This is a genomic window from Streptomyces sp. AHA2, from assembly GCF_036857595.1.
GTDB lineage: Bacteria > Actinomycetota > Actinomycetes > Streptomycetales > Streptomycetaceae > Streptomyces.
Window position 1 is genome coordinate 303,341 of record NZ_JAUQWJ010000005.1, and the last position, 22,410, is coordinate 325,750.

Here is a 22,410-nt window from a genome sequence, read left to right on the forward strand (position 1 = left end):
ATGCTCCTCGGCTTCAGCGCCCCAGCGGCGCGGAACGGCTGGCCCTGCGGGGCGCCCGGCCCGCCGGTGTGCGGGTCGGGCGCCGGGTGCTCACACGGGCAGCCAGCGGCGGACGCAGGCGATCAGGTCGCGTGTGTCGACGGGTTTGGTGACGTAGTCGCTGGCACCCGAGGCGATGCTCTTGTCCCGGTCGCCGGGCATCGCCTTCGCCGTGACGGCGATGATCGGCAGGTCGGCGTACTGCGGCATCTTGCGGATCTCCGCGGTCGCCGTGTATCCGTCCATCTCCGGCATCATCACGTCCATCAGAACGATGGCGACGTCCGGATTGTTCACCAGCGTCTCGATGCCCCGGCGTCCGTTCTCCGCGTGCAGCACCCGGAAGCCGTGCAGCTCCAGGATGCCGCTGAGGGCGAAGAGGTTGCGCGCGTCGTCGTCGACGACCAGGACCGTGCGCCCCGCCGAGGCGTCGTCCACCACCGGCGGCGTCAGCGGCTGCGCCTCCTCGGGCCGGACCAGCGACAGCACGTCGCCGGGTTCCTCGGCCGACAGGTGCAGGGCGATCCGCTCGCGCAGCTCGTCGAGGCTGGACAGCAGCTCCAGCGCCCCGCCGGCCGAACGGGCGCGCAACGCCTCGTCCAGTGCGACGTCCGCGGGGTGGCTGCTGTGCACGAGCACCGGCACGCTCGTCAGGGCCGAGTCGCCTTCGAGGGCCTGGAGGAACCGGGACGCCTCGCCGTCGCCCATGCCGAGTTCCAGGACGACGCAGTGGCACGGGTCGGCCGCGAGCGCCCCCGCGGCCTCCTGCGCGCCGACGGCGGTGATGACGTCGACCGCGGGCCGCTGCCCGCTGTCGGCCCGTCCGTGCGCCAGGTCGGCGACGACGCTCTCGGCGACGAGGGTGAGCAGGCCGCGCGGCCGCTCCTCCACCACGAGCAGTCGCCGGGGCCGCGGTCCGGGTCCGATCTGGGGCACGGGCGCGGGCTGGGACGAGCCCTGCGGCAACGGCTCGGCGGAGGACCGCTCCGGGGTGCGGCCGTGGTGGAGCAGTTCCTCGAAGTCGGGCCGCGCCACCGGCAGGTACAGCGTGAAGGTGCTGCCCTGCCCGGGTGTGCTGTCCACGGTCACGGCGCCCCCGAGAAGCTGGGCGATCTCCCGGGTGATGGACAGGCCGAGGCCGGTGCCGCCGTACTTGCGGCTCGTGGTGCCGTCCGCCTGCTGGAACGCGCCGAAGATCGTCTCCAGGTTCTGCTCCGGGATGCCGATGCCGGTGTCCTTCACCCGGAAGGCCACCACGGCGCCGCCCCGGACCACGCCCTCGGGCACCTCGTCGTCCGCCGCCGGTTCGATGCGCAGTTCCACGGAGCCCTGCTCGGTGAACTTCACGGCGTTGGACAGGAGGTTGCGCAGCACCTGCCGCAGCCGGGAGTCGTCGGTCAGGAGGTCCGCGGGCGAGCCGGCGGCCGTCGACACCGTGAACTCCAGGCTCTTCTGCGTCGTCATCGGCCGGAAGGTGACCTCGACGTACTCGATGAGCTGGCGCAGGGCCACCCGCTCGGGGGTGACGTCCATCTTGCCGGCCTCGACCTTCGACAGGTCGAGGATGTCGTTGATCAGCTGGAGCAGGTCCGAACCTGCTGAGTGGATGATCTGCGCGTACTCGACCTGCTTGGGCGTGAGGTTGCGCGAGGGGTTCTGGGCGAGCAACTGGGCCAGGATCAGCAGGCTGTTGAGCGGGGTGCGCAGTTCGTGGCTCATGTTGGCCAGGAACTCCGACTTGTACTTGGAGGCCAGCGACAACTGCTGGGCGCGGGTCTCCAGTTCCTGCCGGGCCTGCTCGATCTGGAGGTTCTTCGCCTCGATGTCGCGGTTCTGCGCCACGAGCAGCGAGGCCTTCTCCTCCAGTTCGGCGTTGGAGCGCTGGAGTTCCTCCTGCTGCACCTGCAACTCGGTGGAGCGGGCCTGCAGTTCGACCGTGAGGCGCTGCGACTCGACGAGCAGCTCGTCGGTGCGGGCGTTGGCCACGATCGTGTTGAGGTTGACGCCGAGGGTCTCCATCAGCTGCGTGAGGAAGTCCCGGTGGATCTGGGTGAAGGGGGTGACGGAGGCCAGTTCGATGACGCCGAGGACCTGACCCTCGACCACGATGGGCAGCAGTACCAGGGCGGTCGGCACGACCTCGCCGAGCCCCGAGGAGATGGTGACGTAGTCCGGCGGCAGCTCGTCCACGGCGATGGTGCGCCGGCTGCGCGCGGCCTGGCCGACGAGGGTGCGGCCGAAGGCGATCCGCGTGGGCCGGGTGGTGTCCTCCGGGTACCCGTAGGAGCCGACGAGCCGCAGCTCCGGACCGTCCTCGCCGTCCTCGGCGAGGTAGAAGGCGCCGTACTGGGCCGACACCAGCGGGACCAGCTCGTCCATGATCAGCTCGGCGACCACGGGCAGGTCGCGGTGGCCCTGCATCAGCCCGGAGATCCGGGCGAGGTTCGTCTTGAGCCAGTCCTGCTCCTGGTTGGCCCGGGTTGTCTCGCGCAGGGACTCCACCATGGAGTTGATGTTGTCCTTGAGCTCGGCGACCTCGCCGGAGGCCTCCACGTTGATCGACCGGGTGAGGTCGCCCTCGGCGACCGCGCTGGTGACCTCGGCGATGGCCCGTACCTGGCGGGTCAGGTTGCCCGCCAGTTCGTTCACGTTCTCCGTGAGGCGCTTCCAGGTGCCGGAGACGCCTTCGACCTCGGCCTGGCCGCCGAGCCGGCCCTCGGTGCCGACCTCGCGGGCCACCCGGGTCACCTCGTCGGCGAACGCGGAGAGCTGGTCGACCATCGTGTTGATGGTCGTCTTGAGTTCGAGGATCTCGCCGCGCGCGTCGACGTCGATCTTCTTCGACAGGTCGCCCTTGGCCACGGCGGTCGTCACCAGCGCGATGTTGCGCACCTGGCCGGTGAGGTTGTTGGCCATCGAGTTGACGTTGTCGGTGAGGTCCTTCCAGGTGCCGGCGACGTTCGGCACGTGCGCCTGGCCGCCGAGGCGGCCCTCGGTGCCGACCTCGCGGGCCACCCGGGTCACCTCGTCGGCGAACGCCGACAGGGTGTCGACCATCGTGTTGATGACCTCGGCGAGCGCGGCCACCTCGCCCTTGGCCTCGACGGTGATCCGCTGCGACAGGTCGCCGCGCGCCACGGCGGTGGCCACCTGGGCGATGGAGCGGACCTGACCGGTGAGGTTGGAGGCCATCACGTTGACGTTGTCGGTGAGGTCCTTCCACGTCCCGGAGACGCCGCGCACCTGGGCCTGGCCGCCGAGCCGGCCCTCGGTGCCGACCTCGCGGGCCACCCGGGTCACCTCGTCCGCGAACGCCGACAGCTGGTCGACCATCGTGTTGATGGTGCTCTTCAGCTCCAGGATCTCCCCGCGCGCGTCCACGGTGATCTTCTGCGAGAGGTCGCCCTTGGCGACGGCGGTCGCGACGAGCGCGATGTTGCGGACCTGGCCGGTGAGGTTCCCCGCCATGAAGTTCACCGAGTCGGTGAGGTCGCGCCAGGTTCCCTTGACGCCCTTGACGTCCGCCTGGCCGCCGAGCCGGCCCTCGGTGCCCACCTCGCGGGCCACCCGGGTCACCTCGTCCGCGAACGCCGACAGCTGGTCGACCATCGTGTTGATGGTGCTCTTCAGCTCCAGGATCTCCCCGCGCGCGTCCACGGTGATCTTCTGGGAGAGGTCGCCCTCGGCCACCGCCGTGGTGACCTGGGCGATGGAGCGGACCTGGCTGGTGAGGTTGCCCGCCATGTGGTTCACGGAGTCGGTCAGGTCGCGCCAGACACCGGCCACGCCGGGCACCTGCGCCTGGCCGCCGAGACGTCCTTCGCTGCCGACCTCGCGGGCCACCCGCGTGACCTCGTCCGCGAACGCCGACAGCTGGTCGACCATCGTGTTGACGGTCTCCTTCAGCTGGAGGATCTCGCCCCGGGCCGGCACGTCGATCTTCTGGGAGAGGTCGCCCTTGGCCACCGCCGTGGCCACCTGGGCGATGTCACGCACCTGGGTGGTGAGGTTGCCCGCCATGGCGTTGACCGAGTCGGTCAGGTCGGCCCAGGTGCCCGAGACGCCCGGCACCTCGGCCTGCCCGCCGAGCGTCCCCTCGGTGCCGACCTCGCGGGCGACACGGGTCACCTCGGACGTGAACACGGACAGCTGGTCGACCATGCCGTTGAAGACCGTGGCGATGTCGCCCATGAGGCCGTCGGCGTCGTCCGGCAGCCGGGTGCCGAAGTCGCCGTCCCGGACGGCCGTCAGCCCGGCCAGGAGCCGGCGCAGCTCCTGGTCTCCCGGCACCGCGTCGACGGTCCCAGTGCTGTCGCTGGTCATGCGCACCCTCGTTCCGCTCCCCAGAGCCCTCACAGCCGAGGACTCGGAACAACCCCGTGCCGAACCGACGGCCCGGCTGTCGTGCTCCATCCCACGGTCACGTACATGTGTGTGATGTGGAAATACGCCGCAGGTTAACCCACGTTTCAGGGCCTGAACAAAGCGCGGGCGGCGATCATGAGCGGCCGGACCGCGCCACTGCCGCCGTGATCGGCGGCCGGGCAGCGGACCGCCCCGGCCGTCCCGGCCGCCCGGCGGCCGGGACGGGCGCTCTTGTCCGCGGCTCGGCTCCGGTGGAACGATGCCCGGCACCGGCATCGACCCACCCGGAGGACCGTCGTGACCGATCAGCAGGGGCGCCCGCGGCCCGGGGCCGTCTTCGACGCGCTGGGCACCGCCTACGAGAAGGCGTTCGCCGGGTCACCGGCGCACCGGCGCTCTCTGGAGTGGCTGCTGCGGCGGCTCGCGCCGGGCAGCCGCGTACTGGACGTGGGCAGCGGGACGGGCAGGCCGACCGCGCAGACGCTGGCCGCGGCCGGGCACGAGGTGCTCGGCGTCGACGTCTCCCCCGTGATGGTCGAGCTGGCGGCCCGCCAGGTGCCGGCTGCGTCCTTCCGGTGCGCCGACATCCGTGACGTGCCGCTCGCCGACGGTTCGTTCGACGCGGTCTGCGTGTACTTCTCGCTGCTCCAGATGTCCCGCGCGGAACAGGCCGGGGTGGTGCGGCGGCTGGTGCGGGCACTGACCCCGTCGGGCCATCTGGTCCTGGCCACCGTGCCCATCGACCTGGAGGACGTCGAGGGCGTCTTCATGGGGCACCCCGTGCGGGTGAGCAGCTTCGGCGCCGGGGACTTCACCGCAGTGGCGGAGGAGGCCGGCCTCGAGGTGCTGGACAGGGAGGAGCTCCTGTTCACTCCCGACCACCCGGAGGCGCAGCCGGAGCCGCATCTTTTCCTGCACTGCCGCAGGCTCCCGGCCGCCGTCCCGGCGGACTGACGCCGGTGCCGGGGCCTCGGCCGCGCCGCCGCGTCACGGCGGCCGCGGGGACCGGGACCGTCGTACGTCTCACCCGCACCGCCTCGTCCCACGGCTCAGGGAGTGCGGAACCCGCGGAACGTCACCTGCTTGCGGGTGGTGAAACCGAGCCGCTCGTAGAGGGCGATCGCGCCGGTGTTGGCCTCGGCCACGTGCAGGAAGGGGCGTTCGCCGCGGGCCACGATCCGCGTGACGAGGGCGCGGATCAGGCGGGCCGCGCAGCCGCGTCCTCGTGCCTCTGGTGCCGTGCAGACCGCGCTGATCTCCGTCCAGCCGGGGGGCCGGAGCCGTTCGCCCGCCATCGCCACCAGGGCGCCCGCGTCGTACATGCCGAGGTAGGTGCCGAGTTCGCGGGTGCGGGCCCGGAAGGGTCCCGGGCGGGTCCGCTCGACGAGGGCGAGCATGCCGGGCACGTGCTGCGGGCCCAGCTCGACGACGGCGGGGTCGGGCTCGGGGACGAGGGCGCCCGGGTCGTCGTCGCCCGTCCAGATCATCTGGCGGCCTTCGAGGACGAAGACCTCGGGCCAGTCCGGCGGGGGCAGGATCGGGCAGCTGAACATGTCGGCGAACGCACCGCCGCCCAGCAGTTCGGCGAGGTCGTCCCAGGCGGCGCCGTCCGGCCCGGCGGACACCGCGGAGAACGTCGCGACGTCCGGCAGGTAGGTGACGGCACCGCCGAGCCGGCGAGCGAGACGCGCGTGCCGACCGCCGAGCGAGGCGGCCACGGGATCGTCGAGTACGGCCGTGTCCACGGGACCCGTCATCGCGCTGCGTCTCTCCTGCCCTGCTCGTGACCGGGCCGACCGGTGGGCCGGCACGGTGTCGGTGGCTGCCGGGGACTCATCGTAGTGAGCGGCGGCGAGGGACGGCACGGCGGGCCGGGCGGGCCCCGGGCGCGAGGGGTCGCCTCCGCGGGCGCTCGGCGTCAGGGCCGCGCTGTGGCGGTCACGGACGCAGCCGCGCGGACAGCCCCTCGAAGCAGCCGCGGTGCACGGCTGCCAGGTCGGCCCGCTCCGGGTCGAGCAGCCGCAGCAGGTGGGCGCCTTCGAGGAAGGCGGCCGTCTCCCCAGCGGAGACCGTCGGGTCGAGGCCCGCCCGGGCCGAACCGCCGGCCACGGCGCGGGTGAACAGGGCGGCGCCGTGCGGCCGAAGCCGCGCCGGGGGCCCCGGGCGAGTTCAGAGCGTGGCGATCACTCCGCGGACCCGGTCCCCCTCGGGGCTCCGCCACACCGCGGTGACACGGCCGCTCCCCCCGCGCCCCGCCGGCGCCGAGTCGTCCTCCGGCCGCAGGACGCGGTGCAGGCGCAGGACCGTGCCCCGGGGCGAGGCGAGGGCGGTGCCCTCCTGGTCGTCGGCCGCCGTGAGATCGGTGGGAAGTGGGCCCTCGCCCGTGAAGGACGTGAAGGAGACACCGACCTCGTGGTCGGGGGTGTCACTGGTGTTCTGGTCCTGGGCCTGCGCCCGGCCCTCGATCAGGGCCGCCAGCCGGTCCAGCAGCACCGGGTCGTGGCAGCCGTCGTAGGCCCAGCGCGGTCCGAGCACACCGTGGTCCATGGTGCCGACGAGGGCGTGCCCGGCGCCGTCGAGAGGAGCGCCGCGGTAGGTGAGGGGCACGAGGTACGTCGTCGGGTCGGGGCCCGAGGTGTCGGTGACCACCAGGAACTCGATGCCCACCTCGCCCCGGGGGTCGTCCAGCCGGAAGCCGCCGGCCTTGGACAGCCGTGGTGTGCCCGTCCCGCCCCGGTACCAGGGGCGGGACGGCAGCCAGGAGGTCAGCAGCTCGAGTTTGGACGGCTTGAGGTCGGTCCGGTGGATGACGGCCATGGTGCGAGGTCCTTCCGGTGGCGCCACTGCGTGCCCTGACACCTTCGCATCCCGAGGGTGCCCGGGGGACGGCGTTCCGGCCGCGGTCCGCGGCGGGAGCCGGACCGGCCGGGACTTTCCCGGAGGACCGGCGCAACCCCGGCCACGCGCCGCACGTCCTTCCTGCAGAGCGGGACGGACCGGCCGCCCGCCGGACACACGACGGGGACGAGGATGAGCGAGAAGGGCCGCGCACTGTTCGAGGCACTGGATCTCGACCAGGACGGGATGCTCACCCGGGAAGAGGTGATCGTCGCGCTGCGCACGAGGGGACCCTCGCTCGCGGCTTCGGGCGTGCTGCCGTTCTGGGGCGTGCAGGACGCCGACGCCTCGTCGGCGCTGTTCGACACGGCGGACCAGAACGGCGACGCGGTGCTGACCGTCGAGGAGTTCACGGCGGTCGTGGACCGCCGCTTCGGCTGGAGCTGACAGCCCCGCCCCGTCCCGGCCGGCGGCCGGGACGGGGCGCGCACCCTGGGCGCTCAGGCCGGGGCCGGGGCCGGGCCGACCAGTTCGGTCAGGACGTCCTCCATCGTGACGAAGCCGATCACCTTGCCGCTCTGGCCGAGGACGGCCGCGAGGTGGCTCCCCTCGGCGCGCAGCGCGGTGAGCGTGTCGTCCAGGGGCGTGTCGATGCGGACGCGGGTGACCTTGTGCAGCGCGGAGCGCGGGAAGGGCCGGTCCCGGTCGGTGACCCCCAGGGTGTCCTTGATGTGCAGGTAGCCCAGCAGGGCTTCCCCGGGGCCGGTGACGGGGAAGCGCGAGTACCCGGCCTCGGCCGCGATCCGCTCCAGGGAGGCGGGCGTGACCGTGTGGTCCACCGTGCGCATCCGCTGGGCGGGGACGAGGATCTCGCCGACCGGGCGGGTGCCGAGCTCCAGCGCGTCGCGCAGCCGCTCGCCGTCGGCCGGGCTGAGCAGCCCGGCCTCGCTGGAGTCCACCACCATGCGGGCGAGCTGGTCGTCGGTGAACACCGACTCGACCTCGTCCTTGGGCTCGACGCGCAGCAGTCGCAGCAGCCCGTTCGCGAAGGCGTTGATGCCGAAGACGAACGGCCGCAGTGCCCGGGTCAGGGCCACCAGCGGCGGGGCCAGCAGCAGGGCGGTGGGCACCGGCGCGGCCAGCGCGACGTTCTTCGGGACCATCTCGCCGATCAGCATGTGCAGGTACGTGGCGATCGTGAGCGCGATGAGGAACGCGATCGGGTGGACGAGTCCGTCCGGGACCCGGGCGGCCTCGAAGCCGGGTTCCAGCAGGTGCGCGATGGCCGGTTCGGCGACGGCTCCGAGGACCAGCGAGGAGACGGTGATGCCGAGTTGGGCCGTCGCCATCATCTGGGAGAGGTGCTCCAGCGCCCACAGCGTCATCCGCGCGCGCTTGTCGCCCCTCCCGGCGTGCGGCTCGATCTGGCTGCGGCGCACGGAGACCAGGGCGAACTCGGCACCGACGAAGAACGCGTTGGTGAGCAGGGTCAGCACGCCGAGGGCGAGTTGCAGGACGGTCACCGGGACTCCCCCGTGAGCTGGGCGGGCAGGGCGGCCGCGGGTGGCGCGGTGATCCGGATCCGGTCGGCGCGGTGGTGCTCGACCTCCAGCACCTGCACCGCCCAGCCGTCGAGTTCCAGGACGTCGCCCTCGGCGGGGATGCGCGCGAGTCGTGTGGCGACCAGTCCGGCGACGGTCTCGTACGGCCCGTCGGGGGCGGTGAGCCCGATGGCGGTGAGCCGGTCGATGCGGACACCGCCGCCCGCCTCCCACACGGCGCGGCCGTCCCCGGTCGGCGGGCCGGGCACCAGGTCGGGCGTCTCGACCGGGTCGTGCTCGTCACGGACCTCGCCGACGACCTCCTCGACGATGTCCTCGACGGTCGCCACTCCGGCCGTGCCGCCGTACTCGTCGACGACGACGGCCATGGTGCGCCTGGCGCGCAGGCGTTCCAGCAGGCGGTCGGCCGGCAGGCTGTCCGGCACGAGCAGCGGGGGCGTGGCCAGTTCGGTGACCGGGGTGACCGCCCGCCGTTGCGGGTCCAGCGCGAGCACGTCGCGGATGTGGACGGTGCCGACCACCTCGTCGAGGCCGTCGCGGTGAACCGGGAAGCGGGACAGGCCGGTGGCGTGGCTGAGGTTGGCCGCGTCGGCGGCGGTGGCGTGCACTTCGAGCGCCTTGACGTCGACCCTCGGGGTCATCACGTTCTGCGCGGTCAGCTCGCTCAGGTGCAGGGTGCGCACGAAGAGTTCGGCGGAGTCCGCCTCCAGGGCGCCCTCGGCCGCGGAGCGCCGGGCCAGGGCGCCCAGTTCCTCGGGGGTGCGGGCGGAGGCCAGTTCGTCCGCCGGTTCCAGGCCGAAGCGGCGGACGAAGCGGTTCGCGGTGCCGTTCAGATGGCCGATGAAGGGACCGAAGGCAGCGGTGAACAGGCGCTGCGGTCCCGCGACGACCTTCGCGACGGCCAGCGGCCGTGAGATCGCCCAGTTCTTCGGCACCAGTTCGCCGACCACCATCAGCACCACGGTGGACAGCGCCACACCCAGCACGGTCGCCGCCGTCGGGGCGGCGCCGCCCAGGCCCGCCGCGGCCAGCGGTCCGCGCAGCAGCGCGGCGAGGGACGGTTCGGCGAGCATGCCGATGACCAACGAGGTGACGGTGATGCCGAGTTGTGCCCCGGACAGCTGGAGCGTCAGATGCCGTACGGCCTTCAGCGCGCCGTCGGCCCCCCGCTCTCCCGCGTCCGCGGCGCGTTCGAGCTCACCGCGCTCGACCGTGGTCAGGGAGAACTCGGCCGCGACGAAGACCGCGCAGGCCAGGGTCAGCAGGAGGGCGAGCAGGAGCAGCAGGATCTCGGTCACCGTGCCACCCCCGTTCCCTGCGGGGCCGCGGATCGCGGACGGCGGGTACCGGCACGGTCGCCACTGGGAGGATCACCCATCGGGAGATCGTCGCTCCTTCTCGAAACGCCTACGAACACAGGGGTGACAGCAGATTGCCTGCTTCTACACCCACTGTAAAGGAGCGGCAAAGCACCTCACGGGGCGGGCCGCGATCGACGGCCGGCGGGCAGGACCCGCCCCGATGCGGATGGCGGGCGGGCCCTGCCCGTGCGGACCATTGTGAGGACCCCTGCGGGCGGACGGCCACGCGTGAGATCGTCCGGTGTGCACGCGCCGCGCACACTCCTGGCGCAGGGCGCACACCCCGGGCCCAAAGCACACGCCCCGAGCGCCGGTGCGCACGTCCCGTGCGCTCGGGCCCCGTCCCGGAGCACGCCCCGCCACCGCATCGCGCCGCCCCCGGACTCACATGGCACAGCTCAGCACGGGTACGCGGTCCGGCATGACCGAGGAAAACACTCCAGAACGCAATGACCGGATCCGTGAGGTGGAGCAGGCGGAGGAGGAGCGCGCCGCGGCCCGCCCCTTCAGCTACCCCCACCCGGAGCGGCGCGCGGGCGTGCGCGCCACCCGCCACATCAGCCGCGAGGAGGCCGACGCGGACAGCGTCCCCGGCGTGCCGGGCGGCTACGGCACCACCGGCGGCGGCCAGGCGGGCGGCCGTGGTGCACCGCGCCCGGGCGGTGAGGACACCGCCGAGGAGTCCGGCGTGACCGACGTCGTTTCGGGGCGCGAACCACGCCCGGACCGGGAAGGTGAAGGCTCGTAGACACGTACGTCAACGGGGTGCGCGACCCGGTGCGACCCCGGGTGGCTCCGGCCGGTCCGCGGCGACGATACTGGCAGGCGCACGTGCCCCCGTTCCCAGATGGACTCATGCCGACCTCCTCCCCCGCCCGTTTCCCGACACCCGCCACGGTGTGGCCGGCACGCGGCCGGCACACCCCGGGCGACGCGCCGGCCGTGCTCCGCCGTTCGCTGCAGCAGCGCAAGGACAGCGGGGCGATCGACGACTTCCTCGAGCTGCCCGAAGACCCGGCGGCACCGGCCGAGCGGGTCTTCGAGGCCCGCTGGCGCGTCGGTGGCGACGTGACCGTGCGCGCCCGGATGAGCGTGCGGGCCGCCCCGGACGACGGTCCGGGCCAGGAGTGGATGCTGATCGCCGAGGCGGAGCAGCCCTGGGACCACGCGTGGCCCTCCCCCACGGGCCTGTTCTGGCCGCAGGAGCCCGAGACCGCCTGGGACCGCGACGCCGCCGTGCGCCTGTTCACGGGGAGGCTCAACCCACTGCCCGAGGACGACAAGGAGACCCGCCGGCTGCTGCGGAACGCCGTGCGCGGCGGGTGGCACATCCACGTGGTCGTGCACGAGGCGATGACGACCGGCGAGCACGGCCGGGTGCCGCTGGCCCGGTGGCTTCCGCCGGGCCTGCGCCACCGCGTCGTGGAGCACCGCGCGGCACCCCAGCAGCACCGGGGCCTGAACTGGGCCCTGCGCGACCTCGGTGTGCAGGTGCCGCGCGGCGGCGCCGTGGTGCTGCCCGGCAGCCCGGCCCCGGAGGGCTACGAGGCGGAGGCGTTCTCCGTGCGGGCCGTGTACCTCGACGGCTCCGAGCCGGCCGACCTGGTCGACGCGGTGAGGCGGTTCGCCGCGCTGCCGGCGCCCCTCCCGGACGACGCCGGCCCGGCCCTCACCGCGCTGCGGGAGGACTGGCACCTGCTGACGGTCCACGAGGAGCTGGAGCGCCAGCGCGGCCTGGTGGCCATGTACGCCGAGGCCCTGGAAGCCATGACCCGGTCGCGTGACCTGTACCGCGAGGCGGCCGAGCGCGCCCACGAGGCCCTCGCGGCCTACCAGGAGGCCGGCGAGGTCCCCGCCCCGCGCCCGGAGCCGTCGCGGGAACCGGTGGCGTCCCCGCTGCAGCAGCTCACGCGGACGCTGGAGCGTTTCAAGCCCAGGCGCCCGGCCCCCGGACCCCGAGGTGGCGAGGAAGCGCAGCCGGTGACGTCCCGGTCCTGAGGTCCTTCCCGGGGCGCGCGTGTCAGCCGCGTCCTGGTGGATACGTGGTGCGTACGGCAGTACGGCCCGCCCCCGGGAAGGTCCTCCACGACATGGGCAATCAGCGGCACCACTCGCAGACCACGCTCCGCGTCAACGGCAAACCCCACACCCTCACCGTCGACCACCGGCGGGTCCTGCTGGACCTCCTGCGGGAGGACCTCGGCCTCACCGGTGCGAAGAAGGGCTGTGACCACGGCCAGTGCGGCGCCTGCACGGTCCTGGTCGACGGGCGGCGCGTCAACAGCTGTCTGCTGTTCGCGGTCGCCCTGGACGGCTGCGAGGTCACCACCGTCGAGGGGCTCCGCGCCGACGGCGAGGAACCGCACCCCCTTCAGCGGGCCTTCGTGGAACGCGACGCCTTCCAGTGCGGCTACTGCACCCCGGGACAGCTCTGCTCCGCGGTCGGGATGCTCGCCGAGGCGGCGGCCGGGCACCCCTCGCACGTCACCGACCCGGCGGCTCCTTCGGGCGGGCCGGTGGAACTGGACCGGGAGGAGATCCGGGAGCGGCTGAGCGGCAATCTGTGCCGGTGCGGCGCGTACCCGCGGATCGCCGAGGCCGTCGAGGCCGTGATCCCGTGAAGGAGTTCGCCTACGTCCGCGCCGGGAGCGTCGAGGAGGCGACGGCCGCGTACGCCTCCCACACCGGCGCCCGTTACCTGGGCGGCGGCACCAACCTCGTCGACCTGATGAAGCTCGGCGTCGAGACGCCCACCGCGCTCGTCGACGTCACCCGGCTGCCCCTGGACACGGTGGAGGAACTGCCGGACGGTGCGCTGCGGATCGGGGCCACGGTCCGCAACAGCGACCTTTCGGCCCACCCCCTCGTGCGCGACCGGTACCCGGCCCTGTCGCAGGCGGTGCTCGCCGGCGCCTCCGGCCAGCTGCGCAACGCCGCGACCACCGGCGGCAACCTCCTGCAGCGCACCCGCTGCCCGTACTTCCAGGACCTGTCCAAGCCGTGCAACAAGCGCGAGCCCGGCAGCGGCTGCGGCGCGCGGGAGGGTGTCCACCGCGATCACGCCGTGCTCGGGCACTCGGAGCACTGCATCGCCACCCACCCCTCGGACATGGCGGTGGCCCTGTCCGCCCTCGACGGGCGGGTCGAACTGCACGGTCCCGAGGGTGCCCGGAGCGTCGCGGCGGCGGACTTCCACCGGCTGCCCGGGGACCGGCCCGAGCAGGACACCGAGATCCGCCCGGGCGAACTGATCACCGGCGTGGTGCTGCCCGCCGCCACGGCCGGGCCCGCCTCGGCCTACCGCAAGGCCCGCGACCGGGCCTCCTACGCCTTCGCCCTCGCGTCCGTCGCGGCCGTGCTGCAGGTGGAGGACGGCGTGGTCGCCCGGGCGGGCCTCGCCTTCGGCGCCCTGGCGCACCGGCCCTGGCGGGCGCGGCGGGCGGAGGAGGCACTCGTCGGGGCCGCTCCGACCGCCGCCGCGTTCGAGCACGCGGTCGACCTGGAACTGTCCGCCGCGCAGCCACTGCGCGACAACGCCTACAAGGTGCCGCTGGCCCGGAACCTCGCCGTGGACGTGCTGTCCCGGGTGGCGGACGCGGCGCGCGCGAGGAGGACCTCATGACCGGCCCCCTGGGTGCTCCCGCCGAACGCCGGGAGGGGTACGAGAAGGTGGGCGGCACCGCCCGCTACGCCGCCGAGTTCCACTTTCCGGGCCGGGCCCAGGCCTGGCCGGTGCCGGCGGCCGTCGCGCGCGGCCGGGTCACGGGCGTCGGCACGCAGGCCGCCCTGGCCGTGCCGGGAGTGCTGGCCGTCCTCAGCCACGAGAACGCCCCGCGGATCGCGGACCCGGACGACCCCACGCTCGCCGTGCTGCAGAGTCCGCACGTGCCGCACCGCGGCTGGTTCGTGGCCCTGGTGGTGGCCGAGACGCTGGAGGCGGCCCGGTCCGGTGCCGCCGCCGTCCGCGTCGACTACGCCGTCGAGCCCCACGACGTCGTCCTGAGCGAGACGCACCCGGGTGTGTACGTGCCGGAGAAGGCCAACGCCGGCAACCCCGCCGTGCGCGAGCAGGGCGACCCCGATGCGGCGTTCGCCTCCGCCCCCGTCACGGTCGACGTCGCCTACCGGGTGCCGCCGCTGCACAACCACCCCATGGAGCCGCACACCAGCACCGCCCGCTGGGAGGACGGCCGGCTCGTCGTGCACACCTCCAGCCAGGGCACCAACGCCGTGCGGGCGGCGCTCGCCGAGCTGTTCGACCTCCCCGAGGGGCGCATCACCGTCACCGCCGAGCACGTCGGCGGCGGTTTCGGGTCGAAGGGCACCCCGCGGCCGGACGTGGTGCTCGCGGCGATGGCGGCCCGGCACACCGGGCGGCCGGTGACGCTGGCCCTGCCGCGCCGGTACCTGCCGGCCGTCGTCGGGCACCGCGCCCCCACCCTGCACCGGCTGCGGCTCGGTGCCGGTGGGGACGGGCGGCTGGCCTCCCTCAGTCACGAGGTGACGACCCACACCTCCCGCATCAAGGAGTTCGTCGAGCAGGCGGCCGTCCCCGCGCGGGTGATGTACGCCGCTGCCCACCTGCGCACGCTGCACCGGGTCGCGGCGCTGGACGTGCCGTCCCCGTCGTGGATGCGGGCACCGGGCGAGGCGCCGGGCATGTACGCGCTGGAGTCCGCCATGGACGAACTCGCCGGCGCCCTCGGCATGGACCCGGTCGAGCTGCGCGTGCGCAACGAGCCGGACGCCGAGCCCGACAGTGGCAGGCCGTTCAGCAGCCGGCACCTGGTCGAGTGCCTGCGCGAGGGGGCCCGGCGCTTCGGCTGGGCCGGGCGTGATCCCCGGCCGGGTGTCCGGCGGGACGGACCGCTGCTGCTGGGGACGGGCGTCGCGGCGGCGACCTACCCGGTCATGGCGGCACCCTCCACCGCGGCCGTACGGGCCCTGCCCGACGGTGGGTTCGAGGTGCGCATCAACGCCACCGACATCGGCACGGGCGCCCGCACCGTGCTCGCCCAGGTGGCCGCCGACGCCCTCGGGGTGCCGCTGGAGCGGGTGCGCATCGACATCGGCTCCACGGACCTGCCGTCGGCCCCGCTGGCCGGCGGGTCGTCCGGCACCGCTTCCTGGGGCTGGGCGGTGCACGAGGCCTGCGCGGGTCTGGTACGGCGGCTGGCGGAGCACACCGGACCGCTGCCCGCGCGGGGGCTCGGATTCCGGGCGGACACACGGGGGGTCGCGGACGCCGAGTGCGACCGGGCGCGGCACGCCTTCGGGGCGCACTTCGCGGAGGTCGCCGTCGACACCGTCACCGGAGAGGTCAGGACCCGCCGGCTGCTCGGGGTGTACGCGGCCGGACGCATCCTCAACGCCCGTACCGCGCGCTCCCAGTTCGTCGGCGGCATGACGATGGGCCTGGGCATGGCGCTGACCGAGGGCAGCACGATGGACGCGGAGTTCGGCGACTTCGCCGAGTCGGACCTGGCGTCGTACCACGTGCCCGTGCACGCCGACGTGGCCTCGGTCGAGGCGCACTGGCTCGACGAGGAGGACTCCCGTCTCAACCCCATGGGCAGCAAGGGGATCGGTGAGATCGGCATCGTCGGGACGGCGGCGGCGATCGGCAACGCGGTGCACCACGCCACCGGCGTCCGCTTCCGTGAACTCCCCCTCACGCCGGACCGGGTACTGGCCGGTCTGCTCGGCCCTCGTACGCCGGACGCGGGCGGGACCGGGTCCGCGGTGAGCGGATCCGGTCCCGTGCGGACGCCGTAGGGCCTACTCCGCGGCGGTGCCCGCCTCGGCCGGCGCGGCCGTCCACTGCCGGGCGGCGATGGGCGCCAGCACGCGGAAGACCAGGGCGACGAGGGACAGCAGCGCCGCGCAGACCGCGACCGCGGCGGCGAGCCACGGCGGGGCGAGGGCGAGGTCCACGGCCCGGGACAGCGACGCGGACGGGAAGGAACTGCCGTACGCCTGGGCCCCGGCCAGCACCGTGGGCACCAGCACCGCCCCGGCCAGCACCAGCGCCACCGGGCGCAGAGCCAGCAGCAGCGCGAGCACCGTGCACAGCACCGACAGGCCGAGCGCGAACGCGTGCATCCGCAGCGACGCGTCCCCGCGGTCCAGCGGGAAGTGGACGACGGCGCACGCGGCCAGGGACAGGGCGGCGAGCCAGCCCGACCAGGACACATACCGGCCCAGCCGGTCCGCCGCATGCTCCTCGCGCGGCCTCTCGGGCGTCCGGGGCAGCGCCTGGGACACCTGGGCGCGCGCCGCACGGCGGCCCGCCTTCGCGGGCTTGGCGGGGGCCGGTTCGCCGCCCGTGCGGGCCTGCTCGGCCGGCCTGCGGCCCTCGCGGTCGAGCCGTTCGAGGCCCAGCCGGTCGATGAGCTCGACCAGTTCGCCGACGGACCGGCCGGTGGCTGCGGCCCGCAGGGCCTCCTCGCGGACATGGGACTCCTGCGGCTCCTTGTGCAGCAGGGTGACCAGCCGGGTGACCTCCTCCACCGGACGGTGGGCGGCGGCGGCCCGGATGGCCTCGTCCGCGCAGTCGGCCTCGCGCGGCGGCTTCGTCAGCAGGGCGATGAGCCGGGAGACGTCCTCCACGGGCCGGGTCACACCGGCCGTGCGCAGCGCGTCGACCTTGGCCTGCGTGTGGTCGGGCGACTCCTCCAGGGAGGTGATGAGGTCGACGACCTCCTCCAGCGGCCGGTCGGCCACGGCCGCGTGCACGAGGTCGCTGACCGCGTCCCCGTAGGGGGCGCCCCCGGCCGGGCCGGTGCCGGGCCGCAGCTCGACCGGGTTGTCGTCGAGGGAGCGGATGACGAACGGCCTGGGGCGCGGCTCGCCGGTCTCCACGGCGCCCGGGGCCGGATGCTGCGCCGCCCCGTCGGGGCCGGCGGCCGGCGGGCCGGGCTCGGCGGACGGCCGGTCCGGCACGGCCGGGGACCGGTGCTCCGGGTCCGCGCGGACCGTCCCGTCGGGGGCGGGGGCGGGGGCGGCGGGCCCGGGCTGCGCGTGGTCGGCCCGGTCCCGGCCGGGTGGGGCCGGAGGTGCCTCCGCCGGGTCGAACCAGTCCTGGCCGGGGGGCGCGGGGGGCTCGGGCGGGGGATCCGGCCGGTCGGTCGGGGCCACGCCCGGCGGGGCGGCACCCGGCGGGACCTGTGCGGCGAGTGCCGGCTGCGCGGGCGAGGCCGGGTGGAAACCCGGGGTCACGGCCGGCGGGGCCGGGTAGCCGGCCGGGGGCGGGCCGTACGACCCGTAAGGGCCGGGAGCGGGCTGCACGCTCGTCTGCTGAACCCGGTACGCGCCGGTGGCGGCAGTGGTCTCGGCGGACGGCTGGGCAACCCCGTTCGGCTCGCTGGGTATGGCAGGTTCGTTCGAGCGGGGTGATGAAGAGCAGGTGGTCATACTCGCCTCCATGGGAAGAGTGCGGCCGCTCCTGCGCCCCCCGTCGTGTGACGAGCGACGTTACGTGGACCATTACTAGGCGCCCGTGTCACGCGGTGCCACTCGGGTGGGCCACCGGGATGACCCGGGCGCACGGACGGGTCCGCCGACGGGCCGACATGTCGGGTGCGACCGCAATACAGGCGGCGGAAACGGGAATCCAGGAAGGGACACCCCGTGTCGCGGCATGCCATGAGGAGGGCGACCTGTGGATACGACCACGCTGGTGATCACTGTGGCCGCTGTGCTCGCGGCCGTCGTCCTGGCCTTCGCCGTCGGCATTCTCGTGCGGCTGGTGCGGACCCGGCGCGATCTGCGGCGCGCGGGACTGCCCGCGGGTCCGCGCTGGGTCTTCTGGGGCGCGTTGCTCTACTTCGTGCTGCCCGTCGACCTGTTGCCCGATCCGGTGTACCTGGACGACATCGGTGTCCTGCTCCTTGCTCTGCGCACTGTCCGCGGCTCCCTCGGCGAACGGGAGCGCAGTACGGATCACCGGCCGGACCGCCTTCCGGCCCGATGACTACGGAAAGTAAGGAAACCAACCACCCGTTCGACTCGTATAAGTCTCTGGAAGCCGATTCCCGTCGGCGGGGCGGGCGTTCAGCGTCCCCGCTCCGCCGACCGGCCGGCGCAGCACCGACGAGGGAGAGACGATGCAACCGTTCGCGCTCAACTACGCGCGCCCGGCAGTGGAGTTGGACGCTGCCATTCCGTACGTGTACGACGCCGGACAGCAGTTGAACGTACTCCGTGACGGCCGGGTCGCCGCCTGCGACTTCGCCCTGCTGAGGGAGTTCGGCACGACGACGTCCACCGCCGGTTCCAAGACGCACTTCGACGACTGATCACGGGTCGCGAAGATGACCGTACTGATCCTCACCTGTGAGGAGGACGTCACCGCGGACATGGTGGTCGTGCACCTGAACGCGACGGGGGTCCCGGTGGTCCGGATCGACCCCGCCGACCTGACCCGCGGTGTCGCCCTGTCCGGTGAGTACGTCCACGGCCGGTTCCGCGGCCATCTGTCGGCCGGGGGGCGGCTGGTGAGTCTCGCCGGGCTGCGGTCGGTCTGGGTGCGCCGCCCGGGCGCCCCGGCCGGGAACGCGGTCCATCCGTCCTCCTGGCTGACCGAGGAGGCCGCCCAGGCCCTCTACGGCATGCTGCGGGGCTCGAACGCGCGCTGGATGAACCATCCGGACGCGGCCCGCCGGGCCCGGCACAAGCCCTGGCAGCTACGGCTGGCCCAGCAGTGCGGCCTGCCCGTGCCGGCGACGCTGATCACGACGTTCCCGCGTGCCGCCCGGGAGTTCGCCGAACGCTATCCGGATCTGGTGGTGAAGCCGGTGTCGGGCGCGCATCCGCAGGATCCGCCCCGGGCGGTGCCGACCAGCCGGGTGGCGCCGGACACGGACTTCGCCGCGGTGGCGTTCGGGCCGACGCTGCTGCAGCGGCGGATCGGCAAGCGGGCCGACGTCCGGCTGACCGTGGTCGGCGAGCGGATGCTGGCCGCCCGCAAGGAGACGCCTCCGGACGCCGATCCGGACGAGGTCGACGTGCGGTTCGCCGCACCGGGCCCGCCGTGGCTGGCCGCGGAGGTGCCGTCGTTCATCGGGCCGGGCGTCGAGGCGTACATGCGCGAGGCCGGACTGGCCTACGGGGCCTTCGACTTCGTCGAGGACGCGGACGGGGACTGGTGGTTCCTGGAGTGCAACCAGTCGGGTCAGTTCGGATTCGTCGAGGTGGAGACGAACCAGCCGATCGCCCGCACCATCGCCGAGTGGCTGGCACGCCCGCTCCCGGTCGTGCCGGCGCAGTTCAACGGCTCGGGGACAACGGTCCGTTGACCACCCGGGTCCGGGCCCGGGGTCACTGCGGTCGCGGGCCCGGGAGCATGCCCGCGCGCTGCCAGCCCGTGCCCGGGGAGTGGGGCCGGTCGTATCCGAGGGACTGCGAGGGCCGCATGACCAGCTCCAGTTCCCTGCTCACGCGTTCGGCCTCACGGCGCACCTGTCCGGGGACGTCGCCGCGCTCCGCGATGAGTCGGTCGTAGATGGGGGAATCCTGGAACACCCGTCAACGCGCCTTTCTGCTCGTCGGCTCCGTACGGGGCCGAGACTGCGAGTGTAGGCGGCGGGAAGTCCCGGAGTGTGAATTCCCGGGGATGACTTGACGCAGACCGGACATCCGTGACCGGTGAAACGCGCGGGCCCGCGACGGCTCCTCAGGCTCCGGTGGTGGATCCGGGCCGCACGATCATCAGGACGGTGACCGTCGCCCAGAGCAGGTTGAAGATGCCGGTGAACATGGCGAGTTGCACGGTGTCGCCGCGCTCGACGGTCCGATCGTCCTCGAGCCGGCCGAGGAGTTCCTCCTGGCGGGGCAGGACGAAGGCGAGCAGCACACCGGCGGCGGCGGCCGTCAGCGCGATGGAGGTGACGAGCCATCCACTGCCCAGCACACCCATCGCGGCACCGGTGGCGAGGCCGAGCACCGGCACGGTGAGGCCGACGGCGGCGTAGACGCGGCAGATGCGGTGCAGCAGGGCGACGGTGCCGACCGCGGCCGGGTCGAGGGCGTCGCCGGCGGGGACGGCGCGGCGGGCGGCCGGCGGGAACATGCTGGCCGCGACGGTCACGGGACCGATGGCGACGATGGCGGCCAGGACGTGGAGGGACAGGAGGATCTTGGTCACCGGGACTCTTTCCATGGATGCGATCAGCGGTGCCGGGCCCACGCTAGGGAGCGCGGCCATGGATCGCCCAGGGGCTGGAACGACAGCTTCCCACGGATTCCCGCCAACTCCCCCGGCCTGCCTCTTCTCCTCGGGGCCGGCTGGGGGCCGTGTCCCACCGGGTGTCCCGAGGTGGCGGGAATCCGCCTAAGGTGGCCGTCATGCACTCCGTGGCGATCCTGGTTCTCGACCGAGTGGTGCCGTTCGACATGGCGGCACCCCAGCAGACCTTCGCCTGGACCCACCTGCCGGACGGCCGGCCCGCCTACCGCGTGCGGCTGTGCGCGGAGACCCCGGAGGTGCGCGCCGACGGCGGTTTCACCCTGCGCGTCGACCAGGGCCTGGAGGCGCTGGCCGAGGCCGACACCATCATCGTGCCGGGCTGCTCACCGCAGGCCGGTCCGCCCTCCGCCCGGGTGCTGGCGGCGCTGCGGGAGGCGGCCGCGGCCGGTACGCGCATCGCCTCCGTGTGCGTCGGTGCCTTCGTCCTGGCGGAGGCGGGACTGCTCGACGGGCTGCGTGCGACGACGCACTGGGTCGCGGCGGCGGAACTGGCCCGCCGGTTCCCCGAGGTCCAGGTGGAGCCGGACGTGCTGTACGTCGACAACGGGCAGATCCTCACCTCGGCCGGTGCGGCCGCCGCGCTGGACCTGTGTCTGCACATGGTCCGCCGGGACTGGGGTTCGGCCGTCGCGGCGAACATCGCCCGGATGTCGGTCATGCCGCTGGAACGGGAGGGCGGGCAGGCCCAGTTCATCGTGCACACGCATCCGCCGGTGCCCCGCGGGTCGGCGCTGGAACCGGTGCTGGAGTGGATCGAGGACAACCTGGCGCACGAGGTGACACTGGCCACACTGGCGGCGCGGGCGGGGATGAGCGAGCGCACCTTCAGCCGCCGCTTCCGCGAGCAGACCGGCACCACTCCCCTGCAGTGGCTGCTGCGGGCCCGGGTGCGGCGGGCGCAGTACCTGCTGGAGAACACGGACCACTCCGTGGAGCGGATCGCGCGTCAGGCCGGTTTCGGCTCCCCCACGGCGTTCCGTGAGCGGTTCCGCAAGGTGGCGGGGACCACACCGTACGCCTACCGCGCGGCCTTCCACGGGAAGGCCACCGCCCCGGCCGCCCCTTAGGGGCCGCCGGGGCGGGACAATCCGGTGCCGCCGGGTATCGCCGCTGTCAGCCGACGAGCTTCAGGCCGTTGTCCCCGTCCGCGTCCGCGGCGTCGGGCTTGCCCTCGGTGAGCAGCAGGACATCCGCCTTGGCGATGGCATCGCTGATGTCGGACGTCCCCATCATCACGCACAGCGTGTAGCTGACGTCGTCCAGTTCGCGTGCCGCCGCCGGCACGTGCCTCTCCGACTGAGCGATCCTCAGCGACGCGTACCGCGTCAGCAGCTCCCTGACGATCTTCCGGTCCGGTACCAGCACGTAAGCGCCCCTCTCTCTTTTCGCTGCGTATGCCCGAACCGCACACATCCATTCGCATGTTTTTCTGACCCGGGGCGGATATGACGAGAACTGATCGGATGCGAACGGGCTCGGCTGAGTTGTCCGGTGTGCGGGGCGGTGTACGCGCCGCCCCGGCTCAGGGGCTCCTCGTGCGTGCCGAACTCCCGGTGCCGGTCCACAGGGGGCCGGGCGGCCGGTGCTGGACGACGGTGTCGATGATGGACGCGGTGATCGGCGGCAGCAGCCGGACGGGGCTGTGCTCGACCGTGTCGAGCCTCTCTCCCACGGCGGTGCCATCGGCGGTGGTCCTGCGGTTGCCGGGGTGCGGGACGGGCGCGTGCCGCGGTTACGGGGCCCGCGCACACCCGGAGCGGAGACCTCGCGGGCGCGCGGAGCAGGGGACTGCGGGCCACGACCCGGCAGGTATGCGCGGAGCAGAGGGCCCGGGCCGGGACCCGGTGGGTGCCCGCAGCGCAGGGGCCCGCGCCGCGACCCTGTGGGTGCCCGCAGCGCAGGGGCCCGGGCCGGGACCCGGTGGGTGCCCGCAGCGCAGGGGCCCGTGCCGCGACCCTGTGGGTGTGAACAGCGCGGGACGCGGGGCGGCGGGTGGCCG

General features: G+C 73.8%; 22 protein-coding genes. 11 read left to right on the forward strand and 11 right to left on the reverse strand.

Translation table 11 applies throughout. From position 1 onward, the window contains the following. Nucleotides 1-90: 90 nt before the first annotated feature. Nucleotides 91-4,362, reverse strand: coding sequence for a HAMP domain-containing protein (locus Q5694_RS13945; protein WP_333933178.1), 4,272 nt, complete (start codon nucleotides 4,360-4,362; stop codon nucleotides 91-93). Between the two features lie 339 nt (nucleotides 4,363-4,701). On the opposite strand from Q5694_RS13945, the gene Q5694_RS13950 reads away from it, so the two are divergent. Then, nucleotides 4,702-5,358, forward strand: coding sequence for a class I SAM-dependent methyltransferase (locus tag Q5694_RS13950; protein WP_333933179.1), 657 nt, complete (start codon nucleotides 4,702-4,704; stop codon nucleotides 5,356-5,358). Between the two features lie 95 nt (nucleotides 5,359-5,453). On the opposite strand, the gene Q5694_RS13955 is transcribed toward Q5694_RS13950, so the two are convergent. From Q5694_RS13955 to Q5694_RS13965, 3 genes are all read right to left on the reverse strand, one after another. Further along, nucleotides 5,454-6,161: a GNAT family N-acetyltransferase gene (locus tag Q5694_RS13955; RefSeq protein ID WP_333933180.1), complete on the reverse strand. Its 708-nt coding sequence runs from the start codon at nucleotides 6,159-6,161 to the stop codon at nucleotides 5,454-5,456. Between the two features lie 181 nt (nucleotides 6,162-6,342). Further along, nucleotides 6,343-6,513 carry a hypothetical protein gene (locus Q5694_RS13960; RefSeq protein ID WP_333933181.1) on the reverse strand — a complete coding sequence of 57 codons (171 nt, stop codon included), beginning with the start codon at nucleotides 6,511-6,513 and terminating at the stop codon, nucleotides 6,343-6,345. A gap of 60 nt (nucleotides 6,514-6,573) precedes the next feature. Beyond that, on the reverse strand, nucleotides 6,574-7,221 hold the full coding sequence (locus tag Q5694_RS13965) for a maltokinase N-terminal cap-like domain-containing protein (RefSeq protein ID WP_333933182.1): 648 nt from the start codon (nucleotides 7,219-7,221) through the stop codon (nucleotides 6,574-6,576). Between the two features lie 213 nt (nucleotides 7,222-7,434). On the opposite strand from Q5694_RS13965, the gene Q5694_RS13970 reads away from it, so the two are divergent. Continuing rightward, nucleotides 7,435-7,689 carry an EF-hand domain-containing protein gene (locus tag Q5694_RS13970; protein ID WP_333933183.1) on the forward strand — a complete coding sequence of 85 codons (255 nt, stop codon included), beginning with the start codon at nucleotides 7,435-7,437 and terminating at the stop codon, nucleotides 7,687-7,689. Nucleotides 7,690-7,742: 53 nt separating this feature from the next. Here Q5694_RS13970 and Q5694_RS13975 read toward each other — a convergent pair whose 3' ends face one another. Both Q5694_RS13975 and Q5694_RS13980 read right to left on the reverse strand, forming a co-directional pair. Further along, complete coding sequence (locus Q5694_RS13975; RefSeq protein WP_333933184.1) at nucleotides 7,743-8,765, reverse strand: hemolysin family protein; 1,023 nt, start codon at nucleotides 8,763-8,765, stop codon at nucleotides 7,743-7,745. Beyond that, nucleotides 8,762-10,102: a hemolysin family protein gene (locus tag Q5694_RS13980; protein ID WP_333933185.1), complete on the reverse strand. Its 1,341-nt coding sequence runs from the start codon at nucleotides 10,100-10,102 to the stop codon at nucleotides 8,762-8,764. Before Q5694_RS13980 ends, Q5694_RS13975 begins: the two co-directional genes overlap by 4 nt. A 484-nt stretch (nucleotides 10,103-10,586) precedes the next feature. Here Q5694_RS13980 and Q5694_RS13985 point away from each other — a divergent pair, with 484 nt between their 5' ends. From Q5694_RS13985 to Q5694_RS14005, 5 genes are all read left to right on the forward strand, one after another. Next, the gene (locus tag Q5694_RS13985) at nucleotides 10,587-10,913 is read left to right on the forward strand and encodes a hypothetical protein (RefSeq protein WP_333933186.1); all 327 of its coding nucleotides are present in this window, start codon (nucleotides 10,587-10,589) and stop codon (nucleotides 10,911-10,913) included. Between the two features lie 107 nt (nucleotides 10,914-11,020). Further along, complete coding sequence (locus Q5694_RS13990) at nucleotides 11,021-12,163, forward strand: hypothetical protein (protein WP_333933187.1); 1,143 nt, start codon at nucleotides 11,021-11,023, stop codon at nucleotides 12,161-12,163. 92 nt (nucleotides 12,164-12,255) lie between these two features. Then, complete coding sequence (locus Q5694_RS13995; protein WP_333933188.1) at nucleotides 12,256-12,786, forward strand: (2Fe-2S)-binding protein; 531 nt, start codon at nucleotides 12,256-12,258, stop codon at nucleotides 12,784-12,786. Beyond that, on the forward strand, nucleotides 12,783-13,787 hold the full coding sequence (locus tag Q5694_RS14000; RefSeq protein ID WP_333933189.1) for an FAD binding domain-containing protein: 1,005 nt from the start codon (nucleotides 12,783-12,785) through the stop codon (nucleotides 13,785-13,787). Before Q5694_RS13995 ends, Q5694_RS14000 begins: the two co-directional genes overlap by 4 nt. Beyond that, complete coding sequence (locus Q5694_RS14005) at nucleotides 13,784-15,940, forward strand: xanthine dehydrogenase family protein molybdopterin-binding subunit (protein WP_333933190.1); 2,157 nt, start codon at nucleotides 13,784-13,786, stop codon at nucleotides 15,938-15,940. The genes Q5694_RS14000 and Q5694_RS14005 overlap by 4 nt, the downstream gene beginning before the upstream one ends. A gap of 3 nt (nucleotides 15,941-15,943) precedes the next feature. Here the strand turns inward: Q5694_RS14005 and Q5694_RS14010 are convergent, their stop codons facing one another. Next, nucleotides 15,944-17,452, reverse strand: a complete 1,509-nt coding sequence (locus Q5694_RS14010) for a hypothetical protein (RefSeq protein ID WP_333933191.1) — start codon at nucleotides 17,450-17,452, stop codon at nucleotides 15,944-15,946. Nucleotides 17,453-17,825: 373 nt separating this feature from the next. Here Q5694_RS14010 and Q5694_RS14015 point away from each other — a divergent pair, with 373 nt between their 5' ends. The 3 genes from Q5694_RS14015 (at nucleotide 17,826) to tgmB (ending at nucleotide 19,461) form a co-directional block, all read left to right on the forward strand. Next, on the forward strand, nucleotides 17,826-18,137 hold the full coding sequence (locus Q5694_RS14015; RefSeq protein WP_333933192.1) for a YkvA family protein: 312 nt from the start codon (nucleotides 17,826-17,828) through the stop codon (nucleotides 18,135-18,137). Nucleotides 18,138-18,270: 133 nt separating this feature from the next. Further along, nucleotides 18,271-18,462 carry a putative ATP-grasp-modified RiPP gene (gene tgmA / locus Q5694_RS14020; protein ID WP_333933193.1) on the forward strand — a complete coding sequence of 64 codons (192 nt, stop codon included), beginning with the start codon at nucleotides 18,271-18,273 and terminating at the stop codon, nucleotides 18,460-18,462. A 15-nt stretch (nucleotides 18,463-18,477) separates the two neighbouring features. After that, the gene (tgmB, locus tag Q5694_RS14025; protein ID WP_333933194.1) at nucleotides 18,478-19,461 is read left to right on the forward strand and encodes an ATP-grasp ribosomal peptide maturase; all 984 of its coding nucleotides are present in this window, start codon (nucleotides 18,478-18,480) and stop codon (nucleotides 19,459-19,461) included. Nucleotides 19,462-19,483: 22 nt separating this feature from the next. Here the strand turns inward: tgmB and Q5694_RS14030 are convergent, their stop codons facing one another. Both Q5694_RS14030 and Q5694_RS14035 read right to left on the reverse strand, forming a co-directional pair. Continuing rightward, nucleotides 19,484-19,687: a hypothetical protein gene (locus Q5694_RS14030; protein ID WP_333933195.1), complete on the reverse strand. Its 204-nt coding sequence runs from the start codon at nucleotides 19,685-19,687 to the stop codon at nucleotides 19,484-19,486. A gap of 151 nt (nucleotides 19,688-19,838) precedes the next feature. Beyond that, complete coding sequence (locus Q5694_RS14035; protein WP_333933196.1) at nucleotides 19,839-20,309, reverse strand: hypothetical protein; 471 nt, start codon at nucleotides 20,307-20,309, stop codon at nucleotides 19,839-19,841. 200 nt (nucleotides 20,310-20,509) lie between these two features. Between Q5694_RS14035 and Q5694_RS14040 the strand changes: the two genes are divergently transcribed. Next, nucleotides 20,510-21,478, forward strand: coding sequence for a GlxA family transcriptional regulator (locus Q5694_RS14040; RefSeq protein WP_333933197.1), 969 nt, complete (start codon nucleotides 20,510-20,512; stop codon nucleotides 21,476-21,478). A 46-nt stretch (nucleotides 21,479-21,524) separates the two neighbouring features. Here the strand turns inward: Q5694_RS14040 and Q5694_RS14045 are convergent, their stop codons facing one another. Both Q5694_RS14045 and Q5694_RS14050 read right to left on the reverse strand, forming a co-directional pair. Beyond that, nucleotides 21,525-21,776, reverse strand: a complete 252-nt coding sequence (locus Q5694_RS14045) for a DUF5133 domain-containing protein (protein ID WP_333933198.1) — start codon at nucleotides 21,774-21,776, stop codon at nucleotides 21,525-21,527. A gap of 157 nt (nucleotides 21,777-21,933) precedes the next feature. Next, nucleotides 21,934-22,083: a hypothetical protein gene (locus Q5694_RS14050; RefSeq protein WP_333933309.1), complete on the reverse strand. Its 150-nt coding sequence runs from the start codon at nucleotides 22,081-22,083 to the stop codon at nucleotides 21,934-21,936. Nucleotides 22,084-22,410 lie beyond the last annotated feature (327 nt).

Bases quoted from the DNA above. Each gene is read 5' to 3' on its own strand.
- Q5694_RS13945 (WP_333933178.1), bottom strand. From the start codon at position 4,362: ATGACCAGCGACAGCACTGGGACCGTCGACGCGGTGCCGGGAGACCAG.
- Q5694_RS13955 (WP_333933180.1), bottom strand. From the start codon at position 6,161: ATGACGGGTCCCGTGGACACGGCCGTACTCGACGATCCCGTGGCCGCC.
- Q5694_RS13965 (WP_333933182.1), bottom strand. From the start codon at position 7,221: ATGGCCGTCATCCACCGGACCGACCTCAAGCCGTCCAAACTCGAGCTG.
- Q5694_RS13970 (WP_333933183.1), top strand. From the start codon at position 7,435: ATGAGCGAGAAGGGCCGCGCACTGTTCGAGGCACTGGATCTCGACCAG.
- Q5694_RS13985 (WP_333933186.1), top strand. From the start codon at position 10,587: ATGACCGAGGAAAACACTCCAGAACGCAATGACCGGATCCGTGAGGTG.
- Q5694_RS13990 (WP_333933187.1), top strand. From the start codon at position 11,021: ATGCCGACCTCCTCCCCCGCCCGTTTCCCGACACCCGCCACGGTGTGG.
- Q5694_RS13995 (WP_333933188.1), top strand. From the start codon at position 12,256: ATGGGCAATCAGCGGCACCACTCGCAGACCACGCTCCGCGTCAACGGC.
- Q5694_RS14005 (WP_333933190.1), top strand. From the start codon at position 13,784: ATGACCGGCCCCCTGGGTGCTCCCGCCGAACGCCGGGAGGGGTACGAG.
- tgmA (WP_333933193.1), top strand. From the start codon at position 18,271: ATGCAACCGTTCGCGCTCAACTACGCGCGCCCGGCAGTGGAGTTGGAC.
- tgmB (WP_333933194.1), top strand. From the start codon at position 18,478: ATGACCGTACTGATCCTCACCTGTGAGGAGGACGTCACCGCGGACATG.
- Q5694_RS14040 (WP_333933197.1), top strand. From the start codon at position 20,510: ATGCACTCCGTGGCGATCCTGGTTCTCGACCGAGTGGTGCCGTTCGAC.